A 23,636-nucleotide genomic window follows, 5' to 3' on the forward strand; every position below is an offset into this window, starting at 1 on the left:
CGTCACCGCTGGTACCGACGGGCGACGAGCGCACGGCGGGCACTACTAGTCTGGGCCTATGATCTCTCGGCCCGCCAGTCGCCCGGTCCGGTCGGCGGACGACTATCGCGACACCATCGAACAGCTGTTGCGACCGCTGGCCGCCCGGCCGGTGGAGTACGTCACGGTGGCCGAGGCGCTCGGCCGCCAACTGGCCGAGGATCAGCACGCGCCGATCGATCTGCCGGTCTTCCGCAACTCCGCCATGGACGGCTACGCCGTGCGCGCGCAGGATGTCGCGGTCACGCCGGTGACCCTGCCGTCGACCGGGGTGGTCGCCGCGGGTGATACCGGCCGCGAAGCGCTGGTGCCCGGTACCGCTCGCAAGGTGATGACGGGTGCGCCACTCCCCGCCGGAGCGGACTGTGTGATCCCGGTGGAGGACACGACCGCCGATACGAGCTCGGTACAGATCACTCGGGGCCGCTCGGCCGGTGAATTCGTCCGGGAGCCGGGCAGCGATATCCGGGCAGGCGCCGGACTCGTCTCCGCCGCGACCATGCTCGCGCCGCGTCATATCGCGGCGCTGGCCGCGGCCGGGCTGGCTCGGATCCCGGTGTTCGCACCGGTGCGCGCGGTCGTGATCAGCACCGGAAACGAATTGGTGGCCGCGGGCACCGCGCTGCGGCCGGGGCAGATCTACAACTCCAACGGGATCGCGCTGGCCGCGGCACTCACCGCGAACGGTGTGGAAGTCGCCGGTGTCGAGCACAGCGGTGACGAACCCGCGGAGTTCCGGCGGCTGCTGCACTCGGCGACCGCCGCCGCCGATCTCGTGATCACCACCGGCGGGGTGTCCAAGGGCGATTTCGAGGTCGTGCGGGAGGTCCTGATCCCACTCGGCGGCGACTTCGGTTCGGTGGCCATGCAACCGGGCGGCCCGCAGGGGCTCACCGTCGTGGACGGCGTGCCGGTGCTCAGTTTTCCGGGCAACCCGGTGAGCGCGGTGGTGTCGTTCGAGGTGCTGGCCCGGCCCATTCTGCGCCACCTCTCCGGCCTGGGTCCGGTACCCGAGTACGAACTGCCGCTACTGGGCGCGGTGCGCCGGTCACCGGAGGGTCGCCGTCAGTTCCTGCGCGGCCGGTTGGTGTGCAACGGCGCGCGGCCGCACGCCGTGGAGGTGGTGTCGGGTCCCGGTTCCCATCTCGTCGCGAGTATGGCGGCGGCCGATGTACTGATCGATATTCCGGCGGCGGTCACCGAACTCCCGCCCGGCGCGACTGTGCGAGTGTGGACGCTATGAGCGAGTTGTCACATGTGGATGCCGAAGGCCGCGCCCGCATGGTGGATGTGAGCGCCAAGGCCGATACCGCGCGGATCGCTGTCGCGGGCGGAGAACTGCGGACCACCGCCGAAGTGGTGGCGCTGGTGCGCGCCGACGATATGCCCAAGGCCGATGTTCTCGCCACCGCCCGGCTCGCCGGAATCGCGGGCGCCAAGAAGACCTCCGAGCTGATTCCGCTGTGCCATCAACTCGCCCTGTCCTCGGTGAAGGTCGAGTTCGGGTTCACCCAGTCCACCGTCACCATCGAGGCCACGGCGAAGACGACCGGCCCGACCGGAGTGGAAATGGAAGCGCTGACGGCGGTGGCCGTAGCCGGACTTACGTTGCACGACATGGTGAAAGCGGTCGATCCGGCGGCGGAATTGAACGGGGTGCGACTGCTCAGCAAAGAGGGCGGCAAACGCGGCCACTGGACCCGCGCGGAACAGGCCGGCGATACCGGAACCGTCCCGGGTCCGGCGCCGCGCTCCGAATCCGGAGCGCACACACTCACTCCTCGCAGCGATGCCGGTGGCACCGCGGTGGTGGTCGTGGCCTCGACCGGTGCGGCGGCCGGGACCCGGACCGATACCACCGGACCACGCCTGGTGTCGTGGCTGCGCGATCTCGGATACATCGTGCGCGGGCCTCTCGTCTACGCCGACGCCGATATCGCCGACGGCCTGGCCGACGCGTTGCGCACCAGCCCTGATCTGGTGGTGACCACCGGCGGCACCGGTGCCTCCCCCACCGACCACACTCCGGAAGCGACCGCCGCCGTACTGGACCGGGAACTTCCCGGGGTGGCCGAGGCGATCCGGCAGCGCGGCACCGCGAAGTTCCCGCTGGCGGCGCTCAGCCGCGGAATCGCCGGACTGGCCGGCCGTTCGGTGGTGGTGAACCTGCCCGGATCCCCGGGCGGGGTGAAAGACGGTATCGCGGTGCTGGAACCGCTGCTGGCGCATCTGCTCGCACAGGTGGCGGGCGGCGGCGCGCACGAGAACGGCCGCGCGGGACACCCGCCGGATGAGAATTTCGGAAACGAGAGCGCACATGCCTGACCTGTCCACCGGAACCCCCGGCGAGTCCGCCACCGCAGCACCTGGTGTCCGGCTCGCCGAGATCAGCGAACTGCCCTTGGACCCCGCAGTGGTCGACGCCGCCGTCCGCGGCCCCCGTTACGGAGCGGTGGTGCTGTTCACCGGTGTGGTCCGCGATCACGACGGCGGACAGGCGGTTTCGGCGCTCGAGTACTCCGCGCATCCGGAGGCGGCGCGTTTCCTGCGCGAATGCTGCGCAGCGGTCGCCGAATCCAGTGGTCTGCCCGTGGCGGCCGTGCACCGGATCGGGGATCTGGTGGTGGGTGATCTGGCGATCGTGACGGCGGTGGCCGCACCGCATCGCGGCGAGGCCTTCACGGTGTGTTCGGCACTGGTCGACCGGATCAAGCACGAGGTGCCGATCTGGAAACGTCAGCTGTTCGCCGACGGACTCTCCGAATGGGTCAACGCCTGCGGCTGAACATCATCGGCCACCGCCCGGCCCATATCGGGTACGTAGCGCCACACGGCGAGCATCTCCTGATCGCCGAGGGGCTCGAGGCCGGTGTGCAGAGTCTCGCGGAGGCGATCGAGTATTGCTCCGGTATCCAGACCGGTGCCGATGAGCACCAGTTGTGTCCCCGCGCCCCGGGCTCGGGGCGCCGGTTCCAGTGTGATCGCACGGCCCACCAGATGCAGGAGGAACCGGCCGTGCCCGGGCGCGGCGAAGGTGACGAAACCCTTCGCGCGGAACAGTCCGGCGGGCGGGTCCTCCAGGAAGTCGATCAGGCGGCGCGGATGCAGGGCCGCGGCCTCGGTGAATGCCACGCTCGTGTAGTCGTCGTGCAGGTGCCGGTGATCTGCGCTGTCGTGCTCGTCGTGACAGTGGTCCCGCAGCAGTTCGTCGAAACTCAACTGCTCGCCGATTCGCGGTGTGCCACGGCGCCGCGGATCGAACAGCAGCCCGGGATCGATACGCCCGCGGGTGGTGGCGTACACCGGGGCGCCCCCGGTCAGTTCCGTGATCTCCGCCCGCAACTCCCGCAGCTGCCCGGCGCTCACCCGGTCGGCCTTGTTCACCACCACCAGATCCGCCAGCCGCAGATGACTCGCCAGCTCCGGATGCCGCGCACGACTGCTCGCGAACTCCCCCGCGTCGACCACCTCGAGCAGCCCGCCGTAGCGGATCCGGGAATTCTCGCTGCCCACGACCATCCGCACCAGGTTGCGCGGTTCGGCCAGCCCGCTGGCCTCCACCACGATCACATCGATACCTGCGCGGGGTTCGGTCAGCCGGGTGAACAATTCGTCGAGTTCGGAGACATCCACCGCACAGCACACACATCCGTTGCCCAGTGACACCATCGCGTCGACCTGTCCGGCCACCAGCATGGCGTCGATATTCACGGCCCCGAAATCGTTGACCACCACGCCGATCCTGGTGCCCCGATTGTTGCGCAACAGGTCGTTGAGCAGGGTGGTCTTCCCGGAGCCGAGGAATCCGGCCACGATCACCACGGGTATGCGCTCAGCCACCGCACGATAGTATCGGCGCCGCCTGCGGCTTCGCGGGCTGCGGCCCCGAGGTCCGCTGTTTCAGCGCCGGGACTCGCGCCCGCGGCGCATGCGATGTGCGTCGGCCGTCCGCCGAATGCGACGTTGAGCACCTCCGGCCAGTGACGCCCACATGGGCGGACAGCCCGTGTGGCCCGACCACCTGCCGACCGAATTCACGAGGCCCCGCGGCCGACCCGTATTCAACAGAATGGAGTCCGTTTCAGAATTGATAATGCTTCAAAATGTGTCACCGGAACGGCCTCGATCGATAGCCCGGAATTCTCTGTGGAGCGTCCGGAAATATCGCGATTCTACGAAATCGATAGCGCGACTCTGGTAAACGTGCCGGGGAGAAGTGGGGGACCTCACTGTATCGAGAACAAAGAAATACCGAGGAGAATCGAATGCGTGCAGGCACGTTTCTGATCGCCGGTGCGATGTTGTCGGCGGCGACCGTGCTGGGCAGCGGTATCGCGGCGGCAGAGCCCGCGGATTTCATACCGCACGACGGCGTCTACCGGGTCGGGGTGGATATCCGGCCCGGAACGTGGGAATCGCCCGGGCCCGTGGATCCCGCCGGGAGCTGTGACTGGCGGCGGCTCCGGCTGATCGAGGGCGACAACACGAATATGAGCTACATCATCGAGAACAACTACACGAAGCTGGGCCCGATCCGGGTCACCGTCAAACCGACCGACGCGGGCTTCAAGACCGTGAACTGCGGCCCCTGGCGGATGGTGCCACCGACACCGACCGGTTCGGCCGGGCTCTGATTCCGGACATACCGCGGCCCGGCACCCCCGATGCGGGGAGGCCGGGCCGCACAGCCGGTAGTGCCGCGGACCGGGATCCGCGGCCGGTCACTGGTGGGCGCGCAACTGGTACAGCCCTTCGGTTTCGGCGACCACCACGCCGCCGGTATCGCTGAGCACCGCGCGCAGTACGAAATCCGCTTTACCGTTGGCCGCGGCCTCCGTCGCGATCCGCTCGATCTCGGCCTCGTCCAGGGTGGCCTGGGCGCGTACCGCCGTAGTCGCCGGTTTCCGGAACACGATCCGCAGATCCTTCACCAGCGGATAGAAGCGCGCGGTATCGAAACTCGCGACGGCGATGGCACCGCCGAGGATCTCCCCGACGGTGAACAGCACCCCGGCGTACATGACCCCGAAATGATTGCCGTTGCCCTCGACGGGCACCGTGGCCGCGGCATATCCGCGCCGCACCTCCTCGGCGTACACACCCATCCGGTGTGCCACCGGAATGGTCTGTTCCAGCGCCGAGTTCACGACCTCGGCGATGGGCGGGTTACGGACATCACTCATAACAGGGTCGGCCCTTCCGATGGGTCAAACGACGGATTGTTTCTCGGTGGTCGGCGGTTCGGGTCCGGTCGCGGCGTCGGGTACCTCGGTACCGCGCAACGACGTACCCGCGGTCTCCCGCAGGAAATACCACGCCACCAGACCGATCAGCGCGGCGCCGGTCATATAGATGGCCGGGAACAGAGTCCAGCCGGTGCCCTCGATCACCGCCTCGTTCACCAGGGGCGCGGTACCACCGAACGCGGCCGTGGACACGTTGTAGGACAGTGCGAACCCGGCGTAGCGGACATGGGTCGGGAATATCGCGGGGAAGGTCGCGCTGATGGTCGACAACTGCGGTACATAGAGCAGGCCCAGCACGACGAATCCCACCACCGCCCAGCCGGTGCCGACACCCATCAGCCAATACATCGGCACGGACAACACCGCCAGCCCGACCAGCGAGAACAGCCATAGCGGGCGCCGCCCGGTCCGGTCGGACAACCGGCCGAAGAACGGAACGCAAGCCATCATGATCACCTGCCCGATCAGCATCATGGCAGTCGTGGTCGACTCCCCGAGCCCGATCGTTTTCTGCAGGTAGGTCGGCTGATAGGTGAGCAGCGTGTAGTTCGCCACGTTGAGCGCGATGACCAGGCCCGCCAGCACCAGCAGCTCGCGCCGGTATTCGGTGAGCAGCACCCGGAGCCCGCCCTGAGGGTGCTCCTGTTCGTTCACCTCGGTGAACACCGGCGATTCGTCGAGCTTGGTCCGCAGATACCAGCCGATGGCACCCAGCGGGACGGCGATCAGGAACGGGATCCGCCAGCCCCAGTCGTGCATGGCGTCCGAGCCGAGAATCAGCTGGCACAGCAGCACCACTGCCGAACCACCGACGAAACCACCGAGCGTGCCGAACTCCAGGAAGCTGCCGAAGAAGCCGCGTTTCTTATCGGTGGCGCATTCGGCGAGATAGGTGGCCGCGCCGCCGTATTCACCGCCGGTGGAGAAACCCTGCACCACGCGGAGCAGGATCAGCAGGATGGGGGCGAGCACTCCGACCTGGCCGTGCGTCGGCAGCACACCGATCAGGCCGGTGGCGGCCGCCATGAGCAGGATGGTGGTGGCCAGCACCACTTTGCGGCCCACCCGATCGCCCAGCGGTCCCCAGACCATGCCACCGATCGGCCGCAGAACGAAGGAGATGGCGAAGCCGAGCATTGTGCCCAGGGTGCCGAGTTCCCCGGGGAAGAAGGCATCGGTCAGGTAGGTAGCGGTCGCGGCGTAGACGCCGTAGTCGAACCATTCGGTGGCGTTGCCCATCGCCGAGGCCGCCACCGACTTCTTGAGATGTGGTGCTTCGACCTCTGATGCTTCGACCTGTGGTGGTTCCGGTTGCTGGTCCGTCACGGTCAGTCCTCTCCGGCGCATGCGTCCGTGTCGGCCCGGCCGACCCATGACGTCGCGCTCGCCGCCGACCGGGTTCCGGCGAGTAGCGACCTCAATCCGTTACCCGGGAATTTCCCCGGATAAACGCGGACGCCGACGGGCCGGGGTGGCCGGGCACCCCTCATCAGCTACCGACCAGCGTATGTGAAGGCAGTCACACCTGCGGAAAACGGCCCCGCCGGGTGCCGGCGGCACCCGGCCGGGACCGGTGATTGCGGCCGCTCAGCGCGGCTCCTCGCCGCCGACGGCGGCGGGATCCGGCCGATGGTTCACCTCGATCAGCGGGAGCCGCAGCGCGGCGGGCGCGGACTCCGGGACCACCGGCGCCACCGGGGTCACCGGCGCGACGCGCTGGTAGGTGGACCCGAGCGGTGGCCGCCGATCGACCTCCCCCTTGTTCGGCCACATCGCGACCGCGCGTTCGGACTGCGCGGTGATGGTGAGCGAGGGGTTGACGCCCAGGTTGGCCGAGATGGTCGAACCGTCGATCACATGCAGTCCCGGATAGCCGTAGAGCCGCTGATAGGCATCCACAACACCGGTCTCCGGGCTTTCACCGATCACACAGCCGCCGATGAAGTGGCCGGTCATCGGGATATTGAACACGCTGCTGGTGGCACCGCCGGCAATACCGTCGATCTTGTCGGCGACCCGGCGGCCCACCTCGTGGCCGGCCGAGATCCAGGTCGGGTTGGGCGCGCCCTCACCTTGCCGGGTCGTCATCTTGCGGCCGAAGACCCCGCGTCTGGTGTAGGTGGTGATCGAATTGTCCAGCGACTGCATCACCAGCAGACCGATCATCTGTTCCGACCAGCCCCGTGGGTTGTGCAGATGCGGCAGGTCGCGGCGGTTGCGCCAGATCTCGCGCAGCCACAGTCGGCGCTTGGACACACCGGGTTCCTCGTCGACCATGACGCTGCCCATCAGCGAGATGACATTGCTGCCCCTGCCGTAGCGCACCGGCTCGATATGAGTGTCGTGGTCGGGGTGGATCGAGGAGGTGATGGCCACCCCTTTGGTGAAATCGCTGTTCTTGTCCCGGCTGCGGATCGCGAGCAGTTCCTCGGAGTTGGTCCGGGACAGGAAACCCAGGCGGCCGGAGATATCGGGCAGCGAGCCGGAATCACGCAACTTGTGCAGTAGGCGCTGGGTGCCCAGGGAGGCGGCGGAGAAGATCACCTGCTCGGCGGTGAACACGGTGCGCTTCTTGCGCAGCCAGCGGCCGGTCGTCACCGTCTGCACGGCGTAGCCGCCGCCGGGCAGCGGTTTCACATCGGTCACAGTACGCAGCGCGTGCACCGTCGCCCCGGCCTGCTCGGCCAGGTAGAGGTAGTTCTTGACCAGGGTGTTCTTGGCGTTGTGGCGACAACCGGTCATACATTCGCCGCAGTGGGTGCAGGTGCGGCGCGCGGGTCCGGCGCCGCCGAAGTACGGGTCGGGCACATCCTCGCCGGGCCGGCTCCCGGGACCGCCGAAGAAGACGCCGACCGGTGTCCGCTGGTAGGAATCGGCGACCCCCAGTTCCTCGGCGACCTCCAGCAACACCCGGTCGGTCGGGGTGGTCGCCGGATTGGTGGTCACGCCGAGCATGCGTTTGGCTTGGTCGTAATAGGGCGTGAGCTCGTCTTTCCAGTCCGTGATACCGGCCCACTGGCCGTCGCGGAAGAATTTCTCCGGCGGCTCGTAGAGGGTGTTCGCATAGACCAGGGAACCACCGCCGACTCCCGACCCGGCCATGATGAGGGTGTTCTTCAGCAGCGCGAGCCGCTGGATCCCGAAGCAGCCGAGATACGGCGCCCACAGGTACTGCCTGGCACGCCAGGACGTTTTCGCGAATTCGTCGTCGGCGAAGCGGCGACCGGCCTCGAGGACACCGACCCGGTACCCCTTCTCGGTCAACCGCAGGGCGCTCACGCTGCCCCCGAATCCGGAGCCGATGACGAGTACGTCGTAGTCGAAGGTCTGGCCGGGCCCGGCGCCGGTGCCGGTGCTCGTTGCGGAACTGGACATCTTTCCGAGGCTATGGCCTGGATCACCCTCGCGGGGACATACCCGCGGACACGAAATCGGCAGTTTCGGCCAATCCGGTCAGGAGCCGGGTCTCGCCGGTCGGCCGCCCGCGCCCGTCACCGGATCCGGCACGGAAACCGGAGCCTCCGATTCGGCGCCCGCGCCAGGGTCCCACGCGGCGTGCGCACCGGGCCTACCCTGCTCCACGACGTAGGAGGCCCGGGTGGCGATCGGCGCACCGGGCCGCCCGACGTAGGGCACCACCCGGTAATCGCTACGCCACAACTGCTCGTCGACCTCGACCCGGACGTAGCCTCGCTGCCCGTTGAAGAACTTCATATCGGGGTTGGCGGCCAGCAGTGTCCGGCCCCGCGCGGGCAGATCCGCGCCGTCACGCCCGGTCGTGATCGAAGTCCCGGTGAACTCGGTGGCCACCACCGCCGACTCCGGATCACGGTAGTTCCCGCGCAGATCGACCACATAGTTCTCGTGCCGGTCGCCGGTGAGCACCACCAGATTTCCACGCCCGCGCGCCGCGGCCGCGGCGAGCAGCGCGTCACGATCGGCGACATAACCGTCCCAGGCGTCGGTGCCCACGGCGACCGCGGGCCCGGGGTCGTAATCGGACTGCGCCATGGCGACCTGATTGCCCAGGATCTGCCAGCGGGCCCGGGAACGCATGAGCCCATCGATCAACCAGTCACGCTGCGGCGCACCCAGAATCGTGCGGTCCGCGGCGAAGCGATCCGGGCAGTCGATCACCAGGTTTCCGCCGTCACCGCATACCAGCGAAGTCCGGTACTGCCGGGTGTCGAGCATGGTGAGGTCGGCGAGACCACCGAAGGAGTACCGGCGGTGCATCCGGACATGGGGCCCCGCGGGAAGTTGATCGATCCGCAGCGGCAGATGTTCGTACATGGCCCGGAAAGCGGCCGTCCGGCGCTGCCGGAACAGCGCGGGCAGCAGATGGATATCGATACCGGCGCCGGGATCGAAACCGGCCCAGTTGTTGTCGATCTCGTGATCGTCGAAGGTGCAGATCCAAGGGAACGCGGCGTGGGCCGCCCGCAGTTCGGGTTCGGCCTTGTACTGCGCGTACCGCAGCCGATAACCGCTGAGATCGGTCGCCTCGTCGCGCAGCGTCGCCGGGATCGATACCCCGGCACGACCGCGTGCCCATTCCTTCTCGTAGATGTAATCGCCCAGATGGACGACGAAATCGAGATCCTCGTCGCACAGGTGCCGGTAGGCGGTGTAGTAGCCGGAGCTCCAGTGCTGGCAGGAGGCGAAGGCGAAACGCAACCGGTTCACCACGGCAGCCGCGGCGGGCGCGGTGCGGGTACGGCCGACCGGGGAGATCGCGCTCCCGGCGCGGAAGCGGTAGTAGTACCAGCGATCCGGTGCCAGACCCCGGACCTCGGGATGCACACTGTGCGCGAGTTCCCGGGTGGCCACCGCGCTACCGCGCGCGGCGACCCGGTGGAAATACTCGTCCTCGGCGACCTCGTACTCGACCGTGACGGGAGCCAGGGCGGTGCCGCCGAGCGAATCCGGGGCGAAGGGGTCCGGAGCCAGGCGGGTCCACAGCACCACACCGTCGGGTAGCGGATCTCCGGATGCCACACCCAGTGTGAACGGGTCCCCCAGCCATCGCGGTGCTCGATACGGAGAACTACTCGCGAGACCGGCCCCGGCCAGCAGCGCGGCCGCACCGGCGGTGCCCGCCTGCAGCAGCCGACGTCGGGACAGAGCCATGAATCAGCTTAACCCGGGCGATTCGCCCGGGCCGCCGCGGCGGGTCCGGTCGTCCGGCTCGGTCACCGAGCGACCGGACTCCGGTCTAGCGATCGCCGATACAGACCACGAAGCGGCGTTCGTCGTAGACGAAACCGCGGTCGGCCGACGGGCACGCGTTCACGTTCACGGTCTCCGGCAGAATACTGATCACCTGCACCCCGCCGGGGCCGCACTCCGTGCGTTGCGGCTGGTCGCCCGAAACATCCACACAACTGCCCACCACCCAGTCGATATCGAGACACATGGTGGTCTCACCGATGGTGTGACTGGAATCGGCGTCCGCCGGGCAGGCGGTGCCCGCCGGGCCGGTACTGGCCACCTTGTAGCGGGATTCCGCGCTGCCGCAGGACGCCTTGGTGACATCCTTCTCCCCCACCGCGCTCAGGCATTCCCCAGCTGTCACTTCGACCTTCGGCGGTGCCTGTTTGGCCTCTTTGTTGGCCGAGCCCGCGGTGCCGACCGCGGACGGGGTGGTGGTGGTAGTGGGCGGGGCACCCGTCGGCACCAGTACCGACGGCGGCGCCACGGGCGCGAGCGAGGTCGCGGTCGCGCCGGTGGACGCCGTCGTCTCGGCGGCGGTCGATGCGGCGAGTTCCTCGGTCGTTTCGTCGCTTCCCGCGGTGGCCAGCAGTGCGGCCACCCCGATCCCCAGCACGATCGAGGTCACCACGGCCGCGATGGCGATCGCGGCCGCGGTGGCGCCGACCCGGGCGCGTTTGTCCTGCTGCGAGAGCGGCGCCCGACCGCCGTCCTCGTCGGGGGACGGCTGGGTCACGGTTCGCCGCGCAGAACGGCCATCACGGAGTCGAGGAACGGTTGCCCCCCGGTGATGTAACCGCCGGCCACCGCGCCCACGACCAAGCCGATCGGACCGGTGATGATGCTGAGGAAGCCGAGCCCGACGAGCGCGCCGAGCAGACCGCCCAGCACCGCGCCCACCGCGACACCGGCGACGTTCTCCTGCAGTTCGGTGGTGAGCCGGGCCATCGAGCTGACCGGCCGCATCTCACCGATGTTCTCGGCGGTGACCGTCGGGGTCAGTTCGAGAGTCGTCCCGTCGGCGCTGATCTCGTGAGCGACGGCCATCTCGCTGCCGGAGATCTCGTACTGCAGTGGCACTTCGGCCACCACGGCGCCGCTGACGGCCTTGAGCACAGCCCTGGCACCGTCCGGAGTGAGTTCGAACCGCCCGTCCTGGACCTCGGTAGTGATCTTCTGGGTCTTCTGGTCGACGCTGGTCTCATAGGCGACGCCCTGGTCGACGCCCTCGCTCTTGATCTCCGGAGCCGGAGCCGCGGGTTCCGCGTGCACAACACCCGCGGAAATCCCTACAGCGGCAACGGACAGAAGAGCGGTAGCGGCGAAAGTGCCGAACTTCATTGCGTTCAATTCCTTCTCACGTGAACCGACCTGGGCCGGGCGAGCTGCGATTTCACTTCGCGCACAGGACCATACCGATAATTCGAGTTCGGATGCATATCAGGAATTAAATGGATAAATCATCATTTAAATTGCTGTTCAATAACTCGGGTGGTCGGCAAGAATTACCCGATTCTCGCCCCCTTCAACGGTTATAGTCTCCTGCGATATCACCGCGGCGCCACCGGTGACACCGGCAGCATTCTCCTGGCAATCGAATAATGCCCAGAACTTTTACGCACCGTTATTCACCGGATGGCACCCAGGTGTTACACACCCACCGAAATGTGCCAGTCCCGGCGGCAGCGGGCCGGTACCAACCGGGACTACTTCGTGACCCGCGGTGCCTGTGCCGCGCGACCTCGGAGTGCTGGACTACCTACAGAGCTTTCCACCGTGTACCACCGTCGATACGACCGGAGCACGAGCCATGACAACCGCCGCACACCTGCGTATCGCGATCATCGCCGGGGCCCTCGCCGCCGCTACCGCCTTCGGGCCCGCGCCCGGTGCCTCGGCCGCGGTCTCGAGTGTGAGCGTCTCGGGTGGTTTCGGCCTCGGCTTCGTCCAGTACGGGACGAGCTGCACCTACACCGTCACAGTGCTCGGTGACGGCGTGAGCGTGCTGGAGGACCGGGTGAACGGGCAACCCGGCGGCGGTGCTTTCGGCCCGATCGAGCAGGTGGGGCCGGGAAAGTTCACCGCCGACTGGGCGCCGACGGTATCCGGCCGGCATCTGGTGTCCGCCGACGGGGTCGCCGCCGAGGTGAACGTGCAGAAGGGTTACGACTTCGGCATCGTCTGTTTCACCCTGCCCGAGTATCTGCGCCTGCCCGACTGACTCGCTGCCGGGCGGGACCGCCTCCGGCGCCGGGGATTTCTGCCAGAGCGCTTGACAGACTCCGTACTTTTGACAGACTCCGACGAAATGGCCGGGGCCGGCAGTCCCGAGCCGGACGAAGGGATTTCGGATGGGTGTCTACGCGGTCACCGGAGCGGCGTCGGGGATGGGCAGGGCAGTCGCCGACAAGCTGACCGCCGAGGGCCACCGGGTGATCGGGGTGGATATCCAGGAGACCGATATCGTCGCCGACCTCGCCACCGCGGAAGGACGGCGATCGGCGATCGACGCGGTACTGACCGCCGCGGACGGCCGGCTCGACGGCGCCGTGCTCGCGGCCGGTCTGGGGCCGGCACCGGATCCCGCGCGCCTGCCGGTGATCGCGGCCGTGAACTATCTCGGAACCGTCGACCTGCTCGAGGGCTGGCGGCCCGCGCTCGCGGCGAGTGGTTCCGCGCGGGTGGTCGCCTTCGGCAGCAATTCCGCCACCACGGTGCCCGCGGTTCCCCGCCGGGCGATCGCCGCCTTCCTGGCCGGCGATACCGAACGTGCCGTGCGGGCGGTGAAGATCTTCGGCAAACAGGCCGGTCCGTTCGTGTACGCGGCGTCCAAGATCGCGGTCAGCCGGTGGGTGCGGCGGCATGCCGTGCGGCCGGAATGGGCAGGGGAAGGTATCCGGCTCAACGTCATCGCCCCCGGCGCGATCCTCACCCCGCTACTCGAACGCCAGCTCGAATCACCGGTCGAGGCCAAGGCGATCAAAGCCTTCCCGGTTCCGACCGGTGGCTTCGGCAAACCGGAGCATATCGCCGACTGGGTGTGCATGATGCTTTCACCTTCGGCCGAATTTCTTTGCGGCAGTGTGCTTTTCGTCGACGGTGGCACCGACGCCTATTTCCGTCCCGACGATTGGCCGCGCGCGGTCCCGCTGCACCGTATCGCCGGTTATCTGCGCAAGTTCCGCGGTTTCTCCGCGACCCGGCGAGCGGAGTAACCACAGCACTCCGGCTATCGCTTGCGCGCGACCGCGCTCCAGCAGTTCACCTGCGTGTCCAGCCACTGCGGCGACTCCCCGGCGGGGCGCCACTGATTGGCGACCACGACACCCGGCTCCAGCAGATCCAGACCGTCGAAGAACCGGGCGAATTCCTCGCGGGAGCGGGACCGGGCGAATACTCCGCTCTGCCGGTACACCTCGAGCGCCCTGGCCATGTTCACCGGATCGAGGTCGGTGGTGATATGGGACGCCACCAGGAACGAACCGGGCGCGAGCGCGTCCACCAGCGTGGCAACCACCCCGTAGGGATCCTGTTCCGCGGTCAGGAAGTGCAGTACGGCGACCAGGCTCAGCGCCACCGGTTCATCCAGATCGAGCGTTTCGACCAGCCGCGGTGCCGACAGGATCGCGGCGGGGTCGGTGAGATCGGCGTCGATATAGGTGGTGCGCCCCTCCGATGTACCGACCAGGAGCGCGCGGGCGTGGGCCAGCACGATCGGATCGTTGTCCACATAGGCCACCCGCGCCTTCGGCGCCGCGGCCTGGGCCACCTGGTGCAGGTTCGGCTCGGTGGGGATACCGGTGCCGATATCGAGGAATTGCGTAACCCCCAGCGCGGTGATCTCGTTGACCGCGCGATGCATGAAATTCCGGTTCTGCCGGGCGGCGACCCGAACGGTCGGGAACGCCTGGATCACCTTCTCGGCAGCGTCCCGATCGGCCGGGTAGTGATCTTTACCGCCCAGTACGTAATCGTAGATTCGGGCGCTGCTCGGCACTGTCTGGTTCACTTTCGGCGCCGTCTTGCGGCCGGATTCGGTCATTCTCTGTCCCTATCGGTTCCGGGTCGTCCGCGCTGGCATATGGCAGACCATGCCAATAATGCTTGCTCTCAACGACATCGGCCAGTCCCGTTCCGGTGCGGGACGACGACCCCGGCAGGGCGATCAGGCGCCGACGGACCGGCACCCGCGAACCGGCGCCTACCCGCGCAGCCGGTCTCGACGGCTACGGGGCCTCGTCCGCGCTTCCGGGCAATTGCAGGGCATTGCACCAGATCCAGTCGAGGGTTTCGAGCAGGGTGTCGAATTCGATCTTCTCCCCCTCCACGAACACCAGGTAGGCCACCTTGCTCACCATGCTCGACAGCGCCAGCGCCGTCACCCGCGCGTCCAGTTTCGCCGTGACCAGCCCGCGGTTCTGCAGATCCCGGATCAGCGCGGCATTGCGATCGATGAATGCCGAGGCCCGCTCGGCGCGGAGCGCCGCGAACTGCTGGTCGATCCGCGAGACCTGCTCGAGTACCGCCATCAACCGGGCATTGCGCCGGTAGGACTTCAGATACTCCCGGTTCGCCGCGGCGATCCAATCGCGTGGGTCGTCGCTACCGCCGCGGGCCCGGACGTGTGGGTGCAGCATCTCCTCCCGGACCTGCTCGACGACCTCGGCGAAGATCCCTTCCTTGCTGTCGAAGTGGGTGTAGAACGATCCCGACGCCACCCCCGCGGTCCGGGTGATATCGCTGATCCGGGCATCCACGAATCCGTCCGCTTCGAAAACCTCGCGGGCCGCCGCGACCAATGCGGCCCGGGTGCGGATACCGCGCCGGCTCTTCGGGGCGGGGCGGGGCGAACGGCCCGGAACCGCGGGCTCCGGTTGCGCTCCCGCGGCCGTCGCCGCGCCCGGAGAAGTGCTGTCTTCCTGGGCGTTCACCGGTTCTCTCGCTGTCATCGAAGGTGGTCAGGGACGCGGTGGATGGTAACAGCGGGCCCGAACCCGCCGCCCCCGGCCGAACCGGCGGCCATCCTCACGGGGGGAACAGGCGGCCCGTTGCCAGTGTGGTGATCCGATCCTGGTTCCCGGAATCACGCAACGTCGCCCGGCCGATATCGGCGCGCAGCGTCGCGTCGGCGACCACGGGACCCACCCGGGCCGGTTGCAGATAGCGCAGGCCGAGAGTGCTCAGGGTGGACCCCGGAGCCAGCGACAACATGGCCTCTTCGGCAGCGAGGGCGATCAGACCCCCGTTGACGGTGCGGGAGGCGTTCAGGCCGTCGTCGGTACGCGGGAGCACCGCGGTACCCGGCGCGCGGCGCATACACCCCGCGCGTTCGGCGAGCGGAACCTCGAGCAACCGGTCCGAAAGCGGCATATCGATACTCAGTTCCGCGGGCAGTCGCAGCTCCTCGTTCGGCGACACCATGAACGATCCGCCGCCGAACGCGAACGGTTCACCGTCGACGGTCCACTCGACCTCCGCGACGAATACCGACCGCCCCGCCTTGATCTTGCGGCCCACCGCCCTGATCTCACCGGCCCCGGGCGCCGGCCCGTACAGGTGCACATCGAGCTCGAGGGTGACGGGCACCCGTGGCCCCAGGGCGAGGGCGGCCAGCAGCCCGGTCACCGTATCGGTCCAGATGGCCAGCACAGAGGTGCGCAGCCGTTCGGTGCCCGGTACGTGCATCTGCGGGGTGATCGTCGCCGACCCGTACAGTTCGTCACCGGCCAGCGTGGTCGCGAACCCCAGCTCCAGCAGGATGTGCCGCCGGCCCGGCGCCGTTCCGGTATCGACCGTCATCGGTTACCTCCTCGTGCCCGTCCGGGCCGCACCCGATGAACTCCCGGGCGCCGGCCGGACATATCCAACGTATCCGGCGGCGGGCCGATACGCCCGGGCTACGTCCGGCAGCCCGAGCGGGGCCCTCAGTTGCCCGCGGCTTCGGCGGCCGCGCGGGCCTTCCCGAGTTCGGCCCGGGCGATCGTCAGTTTGTGCACCTCGTCGGGACCATCGGCGATCCGCAGGGTGCGCAGATGGGCGTACATACTCGCGAGCGGGAAATCCTCGGTCACCCCCGCCGCGCCGTACACCTGGATGGCACGGTCCACGATCCGCAACGCCATCACCGGCGCGGCGATCTTGATGGCGGCGATCTCGGTACGCGCCTCCTTGTTCCCGACCGTATCCATCATCCAGGCGGTTTTCAGCGTGAGCAGCCGCGCCTGTTCGATATCGATCCGGGCCTCGGCGATCCAGTCCCGGATATTCGCCCGCTCACTGACCTTGCGTCCGAACGTGGTCCGGGAATCCGCCCGGGCACACATGAGTTCCAGTGCGCGCTCGGCCATACCGATCGCACGCATGGCGTGATGGATGCGGCCGGGGCCCAACCGTGCCTGGCTGATCGCGAACCCCTCGCCCTCCCCTTTGAGCACATCGGTAACCGGCACCCGCACATCGGTGAAATCGATCTCGGCGTGACCCTCCCTGTCGACATAGCCGAACACCGGCAGATTGCGCACCACGGTGACACCCGGCGCGTCGATCGGCACCACCATCATCGACTGCTGCCGGTGCTTGGGAGCATCCGGATCGGTCTTGCCCATCACGATGAGCACCTTGCAATGGGCGTGCATAGCGTTGGAAGCGAACCATTTACGGCCGTTGAGCACATAGTCGTCGCCGTCACGCTCCATCCGCATCTCCACATTGGTGGCATCGGAACTGGCGACCCCGGGCTCGGTCATCGCGAACGCGGACCGGATGGTGCCGTCGAGCAGCGGCTCGAGCCAGCGCTGTTTGTGCTCCTCGGTACCGAAAAGGGTGAAGACCTCCATATTCCCGGTATCGGGGGCCGAACAGTTACAGGCCTCGGGAGCCAGCGCCGGGCTGCGGCCCATGATCTCGGCCAGCGGCGCGTACTCCAGATTGGTCAGACCCGGACCCCACTCCGGGTGCGGATGGAACAGATTCCACAGGCCGCGCCGCTTGGCCTCGGCCTTGAGGTCTTCGAGGATCTGAGGGTGATGATGCGGATCACCGGCCGCGGCCATCTGCTCGGCGTATACGGACTCGGCCGGATACACGCATTCGTCCATGAACGCGAGCAGGGTGCGCCGATACTCCCGGGCACGCTCGGTCGAGGTGAACAGCTCCACGAGAACTCCGATCTTCGGGGCGCGGCTCGACGCGCCGACGGCCGTTCGATGCACTCCGACCGTAAACGAACTTGAATCCGGATTCAAGTTTATTGGCGGCGCCCTTACGCCGTGGGCAACCGCTGCGCAGCCGCGCGGCGACTTCACTCGAGGATATGAGTGCGGGCGGTACAGGGGCCGGGTCCGGACCCTGTACCGCCCGCCCGGCCCGGTCAGGCGCGGACGGCGGGGCGTTCGGACGCGTCCATGTATCCGGGTAGCGGTGCGCCCGGAGGGAAGGTCACCGGTAGTCCGGCCAGCGACCGATGGAACGGGCCGGGCCGCCAGACCGGTTCGCCGCCCGGGAAATCCGCGCGCATCTCCGGTAGCGCGTCCAGCAGCTGGTCGATGGCGCCTTCGGCGACCATATAAGCCAGCGACTGGGCGGGGCAGGCGTGCGGACCCAGCCCCCATGCGAGGTGGGCGCGGTTTCCGGTCAGCTCTGTGGTGCGGATGGCGGGATCGTTGTTGCAGGCGGCCATGCTGATCACCACGGGCTGATGCGCGGGTAGCCACACATCGTCGAGCAGGATGGGCATCCGCGGATAGGTGATGAGCAAGTTGGCCAGGGGTGGATCGTTGAACAGCACCTCGTCCAGGGCGTCACGCGAGGTGAGGTTGCCACCGAGGACGCTGCCGCCGAAACGTTCGTCGGTGAGGATCAGCAGCAGCGTGTTGACGATCAGGTTCAGTTCGAACTCGATCCCGGTGCCGTACACCTGCGAGACGTGATGAGACACCTCATCCTCGGTCAACTCGACCGGATGCTGTAGCAGCACCGAGGTGATATCGCTGCTCGGGGACTCGCGTTTGAGCAGCACCAGGTTCATCAGCGCCTCGCCCAGCATCCGGCTGCCCGCTTCGGCGTCCACACCCTCGAGCAGCGCGGCTGTCCCGGCCGCGACCTGCTGGCCGATCTCGGGCGGGCAGCCGAGCAGATAGTTGATCACCTGGAACGCCAGTGGGAACACGTACTGCTGGATCAGCTCCGCGTGGCCGTCCTGACAGAACGAGTTGATCAGCGGGCCCGCGATATTCTCGACGACGGTGTGGATCGCGTACAGATCCACCTCGTCCATACTCGCGGTGATGGCCTGGCGGTAGCGCACGAACTCCTGACCGGCGCAACGACTGGCCATCGGACGCCACTCCAGCAGCGGCAGGATCGGGCATTCGGCCGGAATATCCTTCTGCCAGACCCGTGGATCGGCGGGGAAACGGTCCGGATCGTTGAGTACTCGCAGCGCGGTGTTGTACCCGATCACCAGGGTCGCGGGCACGCCGGGCGCCAGTTCGACCGGAGCCAGCGATCCGTACCGGGCACGCAGATCGCTGTACACCCGGTGCGGATCGGCGGCGAATTCCGGCAGGTACAGCGGTACTCGCGGATCATCGGAATCGACCGGTGAGCCGTGCACATGGGCCTGTGCGTGTCTTCGGAAATCCGAGGTAGTCAAGAACGAAACTCCATGCCGTCTGGGTGCGGGGCCGATGGTTTTCCACCGGCCGGTTCCCGGTTCGAGGCCCCTCCTGCAGAAATATCCGACTCGAGCCGGGACCAGGCGATGGTACGACATGGTCATTACATCTGATCGATTTCGAAATTCGTTGTACGGCCGTCCATTTCACGATTTCGTAGGACTAGTCCGCACATTTTCGTATTGTCGCACACCCGCGCGGCGGCCGGGCTCCGCACACCGAAAGCCCGGGCCCGCACCACTTCTCAGACTGCAAGCGCTTCCAGCGACCGGTTGTCATCGATTGCCGAAGTGATCCGCCGCATCAGCGTCAGACAGGTTTCACGCGATTGCATCTCGGGCTGGTATGCCGCCCGGCCGATGGTGAACGCCCATGCCGCATACGCGAACATCGACTGCTGTCGATAGATGAGCCAGGCGTCCTCGAAAGCGGGCGCCGCACCGCCCGCTTCGGACAATTCCTCCAGATATGCCCTCAGCAGTTCTTCGGCCCAGGCCCGGCGATCCGCCGGTTCGCATCCGGAGTTGACGGTGTAGGCGAAATCGTGCCCCCAGCCGCCGCGCATCACAACCTGCCAGTCCACATAACCCATCCGCCCCTCGGCGGTCCGATAGGTCTGGCCGATATGGGGGTCACCGTGCAGGAGGGTGTGCGGCAGGCTGGTCGTGGCCAGGTCCACGGCACGCTCGACCCCGGCCCACAGCCGGGCCGCCTGCCCCTGCAGACCCTCCGGCACCACCTCGGCGGCTCGTTCCAGCCCGACCGCGCACCGGGTTTTCATATCGATCGCAGCCAGATAGGCCTGCAACGCCTCGTTGGTGGTCTTGAGCACCTGAATCGACGGATCCTCCCAGAACGTGCCGTGCAGCCGGGCGAGGTTGCGGACCAGGTCCTCCATCTCGGCGCGGCCGATCGGGGCGGTGGGTTCGCTGAACACCGCGCCGCGCGTCGCGGCGATATCCTCCATGAGCGCGATCGACCGCCAGGACGCCGCGTCCGACGCACCCCAATAGCCCAGTGGTGCCTGGATTTCCAATTTCGGCCGGAAATCCCGGAAGAACCTCGTCTCGCCGTCGATCATCTTGCCGCCGCCCAGCAGAATGCGCTGACTCAACGATGTCGTGGTCTTGGCGAACAATGCCTCCGGTAGCCCGGCCGCCCGGCCCGCCTCGTTGTATTCCACCCGGATGCCCACCCGGGTGGAGGTGCCGCTGCTGCCGCCGGTGGTTTCGAAGGAGAGCACTTCGGCACCGGGTGTCTCCCGGCAGAGCACCGCGGTCAACCATTCGGCGGTGAGCGCGGCGCCGGACGCGGGCACATCGTCGATCGTGCGGGCCCGGTGACCGGTGAGTTTCTCGCCGACGATATGTCCGCCCACGGCGGCGAGCCGGCCGAGCAACCAGAGTTTGTGATTCATTTCCGCCTCACTTTCCGGATGCGCGCGAGACCGCGCACACCGTGCCGAACCATCCGGTCCGGACTTTTCCATCGCACCGACGGCTCCCGATCTTGCGCCATATTCTCAGTGCTGGAATGACTTTCGGCCGATTACTCTACGGAGCGCGACCGCACCCGAACGTTCGGCCGGTCCGGCCGGGTACCGGTACGGGCGATATCAGAACGAGACTCCACGGGCGCCGGAAGTTTGCCGGGGCGGGAAATATAATCGGGAGACCGACCACTGTCGACGAAAGACGCCCATCATGGTGACGCTATCTGTTCGACATGTACCGGACGCGGTCTACCGCGCCCTGCGGATCCGCGCGGACAATCACGGGCACAGCACCGAAGCGGAGATCCTCGCGATCCTGGAGGAGGCGGTGACCAGTTCTCCACAACGGGCACGGTTGGGATCGGTATTGGCCGGGGACTGCTCCGACGAGGAACGAGAACCCCCCGCGGCGGGGGGCGACGGTGCGAGATCGGGCTGATCGACCGTGTGGGATTCCCGGCGGCACTGTTTCGATCCTGCCGGCCTGATCCGGCACGGCCGTGCGCCCGGCAGCGTTCGGTGCTACTCCGGATGCTGCCCGGCCAGCGCCCGCCCGATGATGCGCGCACCGTCCCCGAAGGCGCCGGGGTTCGGGCCGGAATAGTTCAACCGCAGATAGGCTCCCGGGGGTTCGCCGGGGAACCATTCGTCACCCGGGGCGGCGATCACACCCGCGGCCTCGCAGTCCCGGATCAAGCGGGCCACATCGGTTCGCTCGGGCAGCCGGGCCCAGAGATTCAGCCCGCCCCGGGGCACCAGCTCCGGTACTACGCCCGGCGCGTGCTCCCGCAGCGCGGTCAGCAGCAGATCGCGGCGATTCGCCAGCCGCGGCCCCAGCCCGCGCAGATGGGTACGCCATCCCGGGTGGGTGACGATATCCAGGGCGACCGCCTGCAACAGCCCGCTCACGTACATCGACTCGGCCTGCGCATCGGACAGGATCCGGTCGCGCGCCGGGCCGCGGGCGACAACGGCCGCGATCCGGACCGAGGGCGAAACGCTCTTGGTCAGTGACCGCAGATAGATCACATGCCCGCTGTCGTCGCGCGCGGCCAGCGGGACCGGCACGGATTCGATGCCGAAATCGTGCGCCCAGTCGTCCTCGACGAGGAACGCGCCGTGTTCTCGTACCACTTCGAGAACCCGGTCCGCCGCCGGCGGAGTCCACTGGGCACCGGTCGGATTGGCGAAATGGGGCTGGGCGTAGAAGGCGCGGGCACCGGTCTGTTCGAAGGCACGGGCCAGTTCCTCGGGCCGGGGTCCGTGCGGTCCACTGGGCACCGGTATCACCCGCACTCCGGCCCGTTCGGCGGCCATCAGCGCACCCCAATAGGTCGGCGACTCCACCAAGAGCGGCCGGCCGGGACCCACCAGCGACTGGAAGGTCGTGTTCAGCCCGCTCTGACTGCCCGCGAACACGATCACATCGCTCGGCATCGGTGGCATCACCGCGGCCGGGGCCACGGTCGCCAGTTCGGTCGCGAACCAGGCCTGTAGTTCCGGCAGGCCGGCCGTCGGCGGGCGATCGAGTACGGCGTCGCTGCGCGCGGCCCGGGTGAAGGCGGCCCGGACCAATCGGACGGGGAGCAGCTCCCGGTCCGGGTAGCCGGAGTGCAGGGCGATCGTGTCGTTGGGCACCGTGCGCAACGAGGTGAACAGCTGGGCCCGGCGACTGCGCGGGGTACCGAGAGCGGCGGTCTGCCAGCTGTAATCGGCGGAGCGGGCGGGGCGCACCACCCGGACGAAGGTTCCCACTCCCGGCCGGCTTTCCACCAACCCCTGGGCCACCAGGGTTCGCAGCGCCTTCTGCACCGTGACCGGACTCGCCGTGTACCGCGCCACCAAGGTGCGGGTGGAGGGCAGTTTCGCACCGGAGGGGGCGCTGGCGATCCAGTCACGGAGATCCGCCACGATTCGCGAACTGCTATCGTCGGACATGAAGGAACATAGTAGCGCTACTCATCGAGGTAGCCGACCGCTATCCCCCGCTCTCATCGGACCGGCTTGGGGACTGCTCGGGGTCGCCGCGTTCTCGCTCACCGTCCCGCTGACCCGGATCGCCGTGGCCGACGGTGGGATGTCACCGCTGTTCGTCGCCTGTGCGCGGGCCGTGGTCGCCACCGCCCTGGCCGCCACCGCCCTGGTGATCACCCGCCAGCGGTTGCCCCGCGGCGGGCAATGGATCCGGCTGGGCATCGTAGCGGCCGGAGTGGTCGCGGGTTTCCCGCTGCTCACCACCTTTGCGCTCACCACCACCTCGGCGGGCCACAGCGCGGTGGTGATCGCGCTGCTTCCGGCCGCCACGGCGGTCCTGGCGGTGCTGCGCGGAGACGAGCGGCCGCCGCGGGCGTTCTGGTTCACCGCGGCCGCGGGGGCAACGGCGGCGGTGGGCTTCGCTGTTTTCCGCGGCGATGGGTTCGCGGGTCCGAGCTGGGCGGACCTGCTGCTGTTCGGCGCGGTCGTCGCGGCCGCCTGCGGTTACGCCGAAGGCGGACTGCTGTCCCGCGAACTCGGGCCGTGGCAGACCATCTCCTGGGCACTGGTCCTGTCCGCGCCCGCGATGATCACGCTCAGCGGTGTGGCGATCGCCGTGCAGCCGCCGGCGGGGTCTCCGGCACAGTGGGCGTCATTCGCCTATCTCGGCGTGGTGAGTATGTTCCTCGGTTTCCTGGCCTGGTATCGCGGGCTCGCGCGCGGACCGATGGCACAGGTCAGCCAAATCCAGCTCGTCCAACCGGTGTTGACGCTCAGCTGGGCCGCGCTGCTCCTGCACGAATCCCTGACCTGGTCCACAGCGCTGGGAGCCCTCGCGGTCATCGCGTGCGCGGCACTCGCCGTCCGTACCCGCCTCGCGCAGACCACACCCGGCCTCGAGGCAGGAAGCGGACCGGACTCCGGCCCCGCCCGATACGACCCGGCGGAATCAGCGGGCCGGATGGAGAGCGCACCGGCGCGAGCCTGCCGGTGACCGTG

The 23,636-nt window shown here is 67.9% G+C and carries 22 protein-coding genes; 8 read left to right on the forward strand and 14 right to left on the reverse strand.

The features are described from left to right. Nucleotides 1–58: 58 nt before the first annotated feature. Genes IEY68_RS28295 through IEY68_RS28305 form a run of 3 tightly spaced genes read left to right on the forward strand, consistent with a single transcriptional unit; the run spans nt 59 to nt 2,824 of the window. Nucleotides 59–1,282 (forward strand): molybdopterin molybdotransferase MoeA, encoded by a 1,224-nt coding sequence (locus IEY68_RS28295; protein WP_063000173.1) that lies wholly within the window; start codon nt 59–61, stop codon nt 1,280–1,282. After that, entirely contained in the window at nt 1,279–2,364 is a 1,086-nt protein-coding gene (gene moaCB, locus IEY68_RS28300; protein ID WP_058856865.1) for a bifunctional molybdenum cofactor biosynthesis protein MoaC/MoaB, read from the forward strand. Before IEY68_RS28295 ends, moaCB begins: the two co-directional genes overlap by 4 nt. Next, nucleotides 2,357–2,824 carry a molybdenum cofactor biosynthesis protein MoaE gene (locus IEY68_RS28305; RefSeq protein ID WP_058856840.1) on the forward strand — a complete coding sequence of 156 codons (468 nt, stop codon included), beginning with the start codon at nt 2,357–2,359 and terminating at the stop codon, nt 2,822–2,824. Before moaCB ends, IEY68_RS28305 begins: the two co-directional genes overlap by 8 nt. Here the strand turns inward: IEY68_RS28305 and IEY68_RS28310 are convergent. Then, nucleotides 2,776–3,879 carry a CobW family GTP-binding protein gene (locus IEY68_RS28310; RefSeq protein WP_229719088.1) on the reverse strand — a complete coding sequence of 368 codons (1,104 nt, stop codon included), beginning with the start codon at nt 3,877–3,879 and terminating at the stop codon, nt 2,776–2,778. The two genes, IEY68_RS28305 and IEY68_RS28310, sit on opposite strands and share 49 nt — an antisense overlap. A gap of 425 nt (nt 3,880–4,304) precedes the next feature. On the opposite strand from IEY68_RS28310, the gene IEY68_RS28315 reads away from it, so the two are divergent. After that, a complete protein-coding gene (locus IEY68_RS28315; RefSeq protein WP_058856841.1) occupies nt 4,305–4,673 on the forward strand; it encodes an Rv1352/Rv1906c domain-containing protein in 369 nt (122 codons plus the stop codon). Between the two features lie 87 nt (nt 4,674–4,760). Here IEY68_RS28315 and IEY68_RS28320 read toward each other — a convergent pair whose 3' ends face one another. The 6 genes from IEY68_RS28320 to IEY68_RS28345 form a co-directional block, all read right to left on the reverse strand. Further along, a complete protein-coding gene (locus IEY68_RS28320) occupies nt 4,761–5,222 on the reverse strand; it encodes a PaaI family thioesterase (RefSeq protein WP_058856842.1) in 462 nt (153 codons plus the stop codon). Nucleotides 5,223–5,246: 24 nt separating this feature from the next. Further along, nucleotides 5,247–6,524 (reverse strand): MFS transporter, encoded by a 1,278-nt coding sequence (locus IEY68_RS28325; protein ID WP_189094538.1) that lies wholly within the window; start codon nt 6,522–6,524, stop codon nt 5,247–5,249. A gap of 348 nt (nt 6,525–6,872) precedes the next feature. Beyond that, entirely contained in the window at nt 6,873–8,660 is a 1,788-nt protein-coding gene (locus IEY68_RS28330) for a GMC family oxidoreductase N-terminal domain-containing protein (protein WP_058856844.1), read from the reverse strand. Nucleotides 8,661–8,738: 78 nt separating this feature from the next. Next, nucleotides 8,739–10,415 carry an alkaline phosphatase D family protein gene (locus IEY68_RS28335; protein WP_058856845.1) on the reverse strand — a complete coding sequence of 559 codons (1,677 nt, stop codon included), beginning with the start codon at nt 10,413–10,415 and terminating at the stop codon, nt 8,739–8,741. Nucleotides 10,416–10,500: 85 nt separating this feature from the next. After that, nucleotides 10,501–11,232 carry an LppU/SCO3897 family protein gene (locus tag IEY68_RS28340; RefSeq protein WP_058856846.1) on the reverse strand — a complete coding sequence of 244 codons (732 nt, stop codon included), beginning with the start codon at nt 11,230–11,232 and terminating at the stop codon, nt 10,501–10,503. Next, complete coding sequence (locus IEY68_RS28345; RefSeq protein ID WP_058856847.1) at nt 11,229–11,837, reverse strand: DUF8020 domain-containing protein; 609 nt, start codon at nt 11,835–11,837, stop codon at nt 11,229–11,231. The genes IEY68_RS28340 and IEY68_RS28345 overlap by 4 nt, the downstream gene beginning before the upstream one ends. 469 nt (nt 11,838–12,306) lie before the next feature. Here IEY68_RS28345 and IEY68_RS28350 point away from each other — a divergent pair, with 469 nt between their 5' ends. Together IEY68_RS28350 and IEY68_RS28355 are read left to right on the forward strand one after the other, a co-directional pair. Then, nucleotides 12,307–12,717: a hypothetical protein gene (locus IEY68_RS28350; protein ID WP_058856848.1), complete on the forward strand. Its 411-nt coding sequence runs from the start codon at nt 12,307–12,309 to the stop codon at nt 12,715–12,717. A gap of 130 nt (nt 12,718–12,847) precedes the next feature. After that, the gene (locus IEY68_RS28355) at nt 12,848–13,711 is read left to right on the forward strand and encodes an SDR family oxidoreductase (protein ID WP_058856849.1); all 864 of its coding nucleotides are present in this window, start codon (nt 12,848–12,850) and stop codon (nt 13,709–13,711) included. Nucleotides 13,712–13,725: 14 nt separating this feature from the next. On the opposite strand, the gene IEY68_RS28360 is transcribed toward IEY68_RS28355, so the two are convergent. The 6 genes from IEY68_RS28360 to IEY68_RS28385 form a co-directional block, all read right to left on the reverse strand. Beyond that, complete coding sequence (locus tag IEY68_RS28360; RefSeq protein WP_058856850.1) at nt 13,726–14,538, reverse strand: SAM-dependent methyltransferase; 813 nt, start codon at nt 14,536–14,538, stop codon at nt 13,726–13,728. A 184-nt stretch (nt 14,539–14,722) separates the two neighbouring features. Continuing rightward, entirely contained in the window at nt 14,723–15,445 is a 723-nt protein-coding gene (locus IEY68_RS28365; protein ID WP_082681645.1) for a TetR/AcrR family transcriptional regulator, read from the reverse strand. Between the two features lie 76 nt (nt 15,446–15,521). Beyond that, nucleotides 15,522–16,295 (reverse strand): hotdog domain-containing protein, encoded by a 774-nt coding sequence (locus IEY68_RS28370; RefSeq protein ID WP_058856851.1) that lies wholly within the window; start codon nt 16,293–16,295, stop codon nt 15,522–15,524. Between the two features lie 125 nt (nt 16,296–16,420). Further along, on the reverse strand, nt 16,421–17,653 hold the full coding sequence (locus IEY68_RS28375; RefSeq protein WP_058856868.1) for an acyl-CoA dehydrogenase family protein: 1,233 nt from the start codon (nt 17,651–17,653) through the stop codon (nt 16,421–16,423). Nucleotides 17,654–17,865: 212 nt separating this feature from the next. Continuing rightward, nucleotides 17,866–19,149, reverse strand: coding sequence for a cytochrome P450 family protein (locus IEY68_RS28380; protein WP_058856852.1), 1,284 nt, complete (start codon nt 19,147–19,149; stop codon nt 17,866–17,868). A 266-nt stretch (nt 19,150–19,415) separates the two neighbouring features. Next, complete coding sequence (locus IEY68_RS28385) at nt 19,416–20,588, reverse strand: aminoglycoside phosphotransferase family protein (RefSeq protein ID WP_058856853.1); 1,173 nt, start codon at nt 20,586–20,588, stop codon at nt 19,416–19,418. 286 nt (nt 20,589–20,874) lie between these two features. Here IEY68_RS28385 and IEY68_RS28390 point away from each other — a divergent pair, with 286 nt between their 5' ends. Beyond that, nucleotides 20,875–21,102, forward strand: coding sequence for a FitA-like ribbon-helix-helix domain-containing protein (locus tag IEY68_RS28390; protein ID WP_058856854.1), 228 nt, complete (start codon nt 20,875–20,877; stop codon nt 21,100–21,102). 83 nt (nt 21,103–21,185) lie between these two features. Here IEY68_RS28390 and IEY68_RS28395 read toward each other — a convergent pair whose 3' ends face one another. Continuing rightward, complete coding sequence (locus IEY68_RS28395) at nt 21,186–22,601, reverse strand: aminotransferase-like domain-containing protein (RefSeq protein ID WP_058856855.1); 1,416 nt, start codon at nt 22,599–22,601, stop codon at nt 21,186–21,188. On the opposite strand from IEY68_RS28395, the gene IEY68_RS28400 reads away from it, so the two are divergent. Then, complete coding sequence (locus IEY68_RS28400) at nt 22,600–23,631, forward strand: DMT family transporter (protein WP_082681646.1); 1,032 nt, start codon at nt 22,600–22,602, stop codon at nt 23,629–23,631. The two genes, IEY68_RS28395 and IEY68_RS28400, sit on opposite strands and share 2 nt — an antisense overlap. The last annotated feature ends 5 nt before the right edge of the window (nt 23,632–23,636 follow it).

Origin of the sequence: Nocardia jinanensis (assembly GCF_014645735.1) — a bacterium.
In the GTDB taxonomy this organism is placed as follows: Bacteria; Actinomycetota; Actinomycetes; order Mycobacteriales; family Mycobacteriaceae; genus Nocardia; species Nocardia jinanensis.

What these genes read in the sequence shown, in the direction of transcription:
- IEY68_RS28325 (WP_189094538.1), bottom strand. Translation starts at nt 6,524, where the DNA reads ATGGGCAACGCCACCGAATGGTTCGACTACGGCGTCTACGCCGCGACC.
- IEY68_RS28355 (WP_058856849.1), top strand. Translation starts at nt 12,848, where the DNA reads ATGGGTGTCTACGCGGTCACCGGAGCGGCGTCGGGGATGGGCAGGGCA.
- IEY68_RS28400 (WP_082681646.1), top strand. Translation starts at nt 22,600, where the DNA reads ATGAAGGAACATAGTAGCGCTACTCATCGAGGTAGCCGACCGCTATCC.
- IEY68_RS28370 (WP_058856851.1), bottom strand. Translation starts at nt 16,295, where the DNA reads ATGACGGTCGATACCGGAACGGCGCCGGGCCGGCGGCACATCCTGCTG.
- IEY68_RS28350 (WP_058856848.1), top strand. Translation starts at nt 12,307, where the DNA reads ATGACAACCGCCGCACACCTGCGTATCGCGATCATCGCCGGGGCCCTC.
- IEY68_RS28330 (WP_058856844.1), bottom strand. Translation starts at nt 8,660, where the DNA reads ATGTCCAGTTCCGCAACGAGCACCGGCACCGGCGCCGGGCCCGGCCAG.
- IEY68_RS28335 (WP_058856845.1), bottom strand. Translation starts at nt 10,415, where the DNA reads ATGGCTCTGTCCCGACGTCGGCTGCTGCAGGCGGGCACCGCCGGTGCG.
- moaCB (WP_058856865.1), top strand. Translation starts at nt 1,279, where the DNA reads ATGAGCGAGTTGTCACATGTGGATGCCGAAGGCCGCGCCCGCATGGTG.
- IEY68_RS28345 (WP_058856847.1), bottom strand. Translation starts at nt 11,837, where the DNA reads ATGAAGTTCGGCACTTTCGCCGCTACCGCTCTTCTGTCCGTTGCCGCT.
- IEY68_RS28295 (WP_063000173.1), top strand. Translation starts at nt 59, where the DNA reads ATGATCTCTCGGCCCGCCAGTCGCCCGGTCCGGTCGGCGGACGACTAT.
- IEY68_RS28365 (WP_082681645.1), bottom strand. Translation starts at nt 15,445, where the DNA reads ATGACAGCGAGAGAACCGGTGAACGCCCAGGAAGACAGCACTTCTCCG.
- IEY68_RS28395 (WP_058856855.1), bottom strand. Translation starts at nt 22,601, where the DNA reads ATGTCCGACGATAGCAGTTCGCGAATCGTGGCGGATCTCCGTGACTGG.
- IEY68_RS28315 (WP_058856841.1), top strand. Translation starts at nt 4,305, where the DNA reads ATGCGTGCAGGCACGTTTCTGATCGCCGGTGCGATGTTGTCGGCGGCG.
- IEY68_RS28360 (WP_058856850.1), bottom strand. Translation starts at nt 14,538, where the DNA reads ATGACCGAATCCGGCCGCAAGACGGCGCCGAAAGTGAACCAGACAGTG.
- IEY68_RS28390 (WP_058856854.1), top strand. Translation starts at nt 20,875, where the DNA reads ATGGTGACGCTATCTGTTCGACATGTACCGGACGCGGTCTACCGCGCC.
- IEY68_RS28320 (WP_058856842.1), bottom strand. Translation starts at nt 5,222, where the DNA reads ATGAGTGATGTCCGTAACCCGCCCATCGCCGAGGTCGTGAACTCGGCG.
- IEY68_RS28385 (WP_058856853.1), bottom strand. Translation starts at nt 20,588, where the DNA reads ATGAATCACAAACTCTGGTTGCTCGGCCGGCTCGCCGCCGTGGGCGGA.
- IEY68_RS28305 (WP_058856840.1), top strand. Translation starts at nt 2,357, where the DNA reads ATGCCTGACCTGTCCACCGGAACCCCCGGCGAGTCCGCCACCGCAGCA.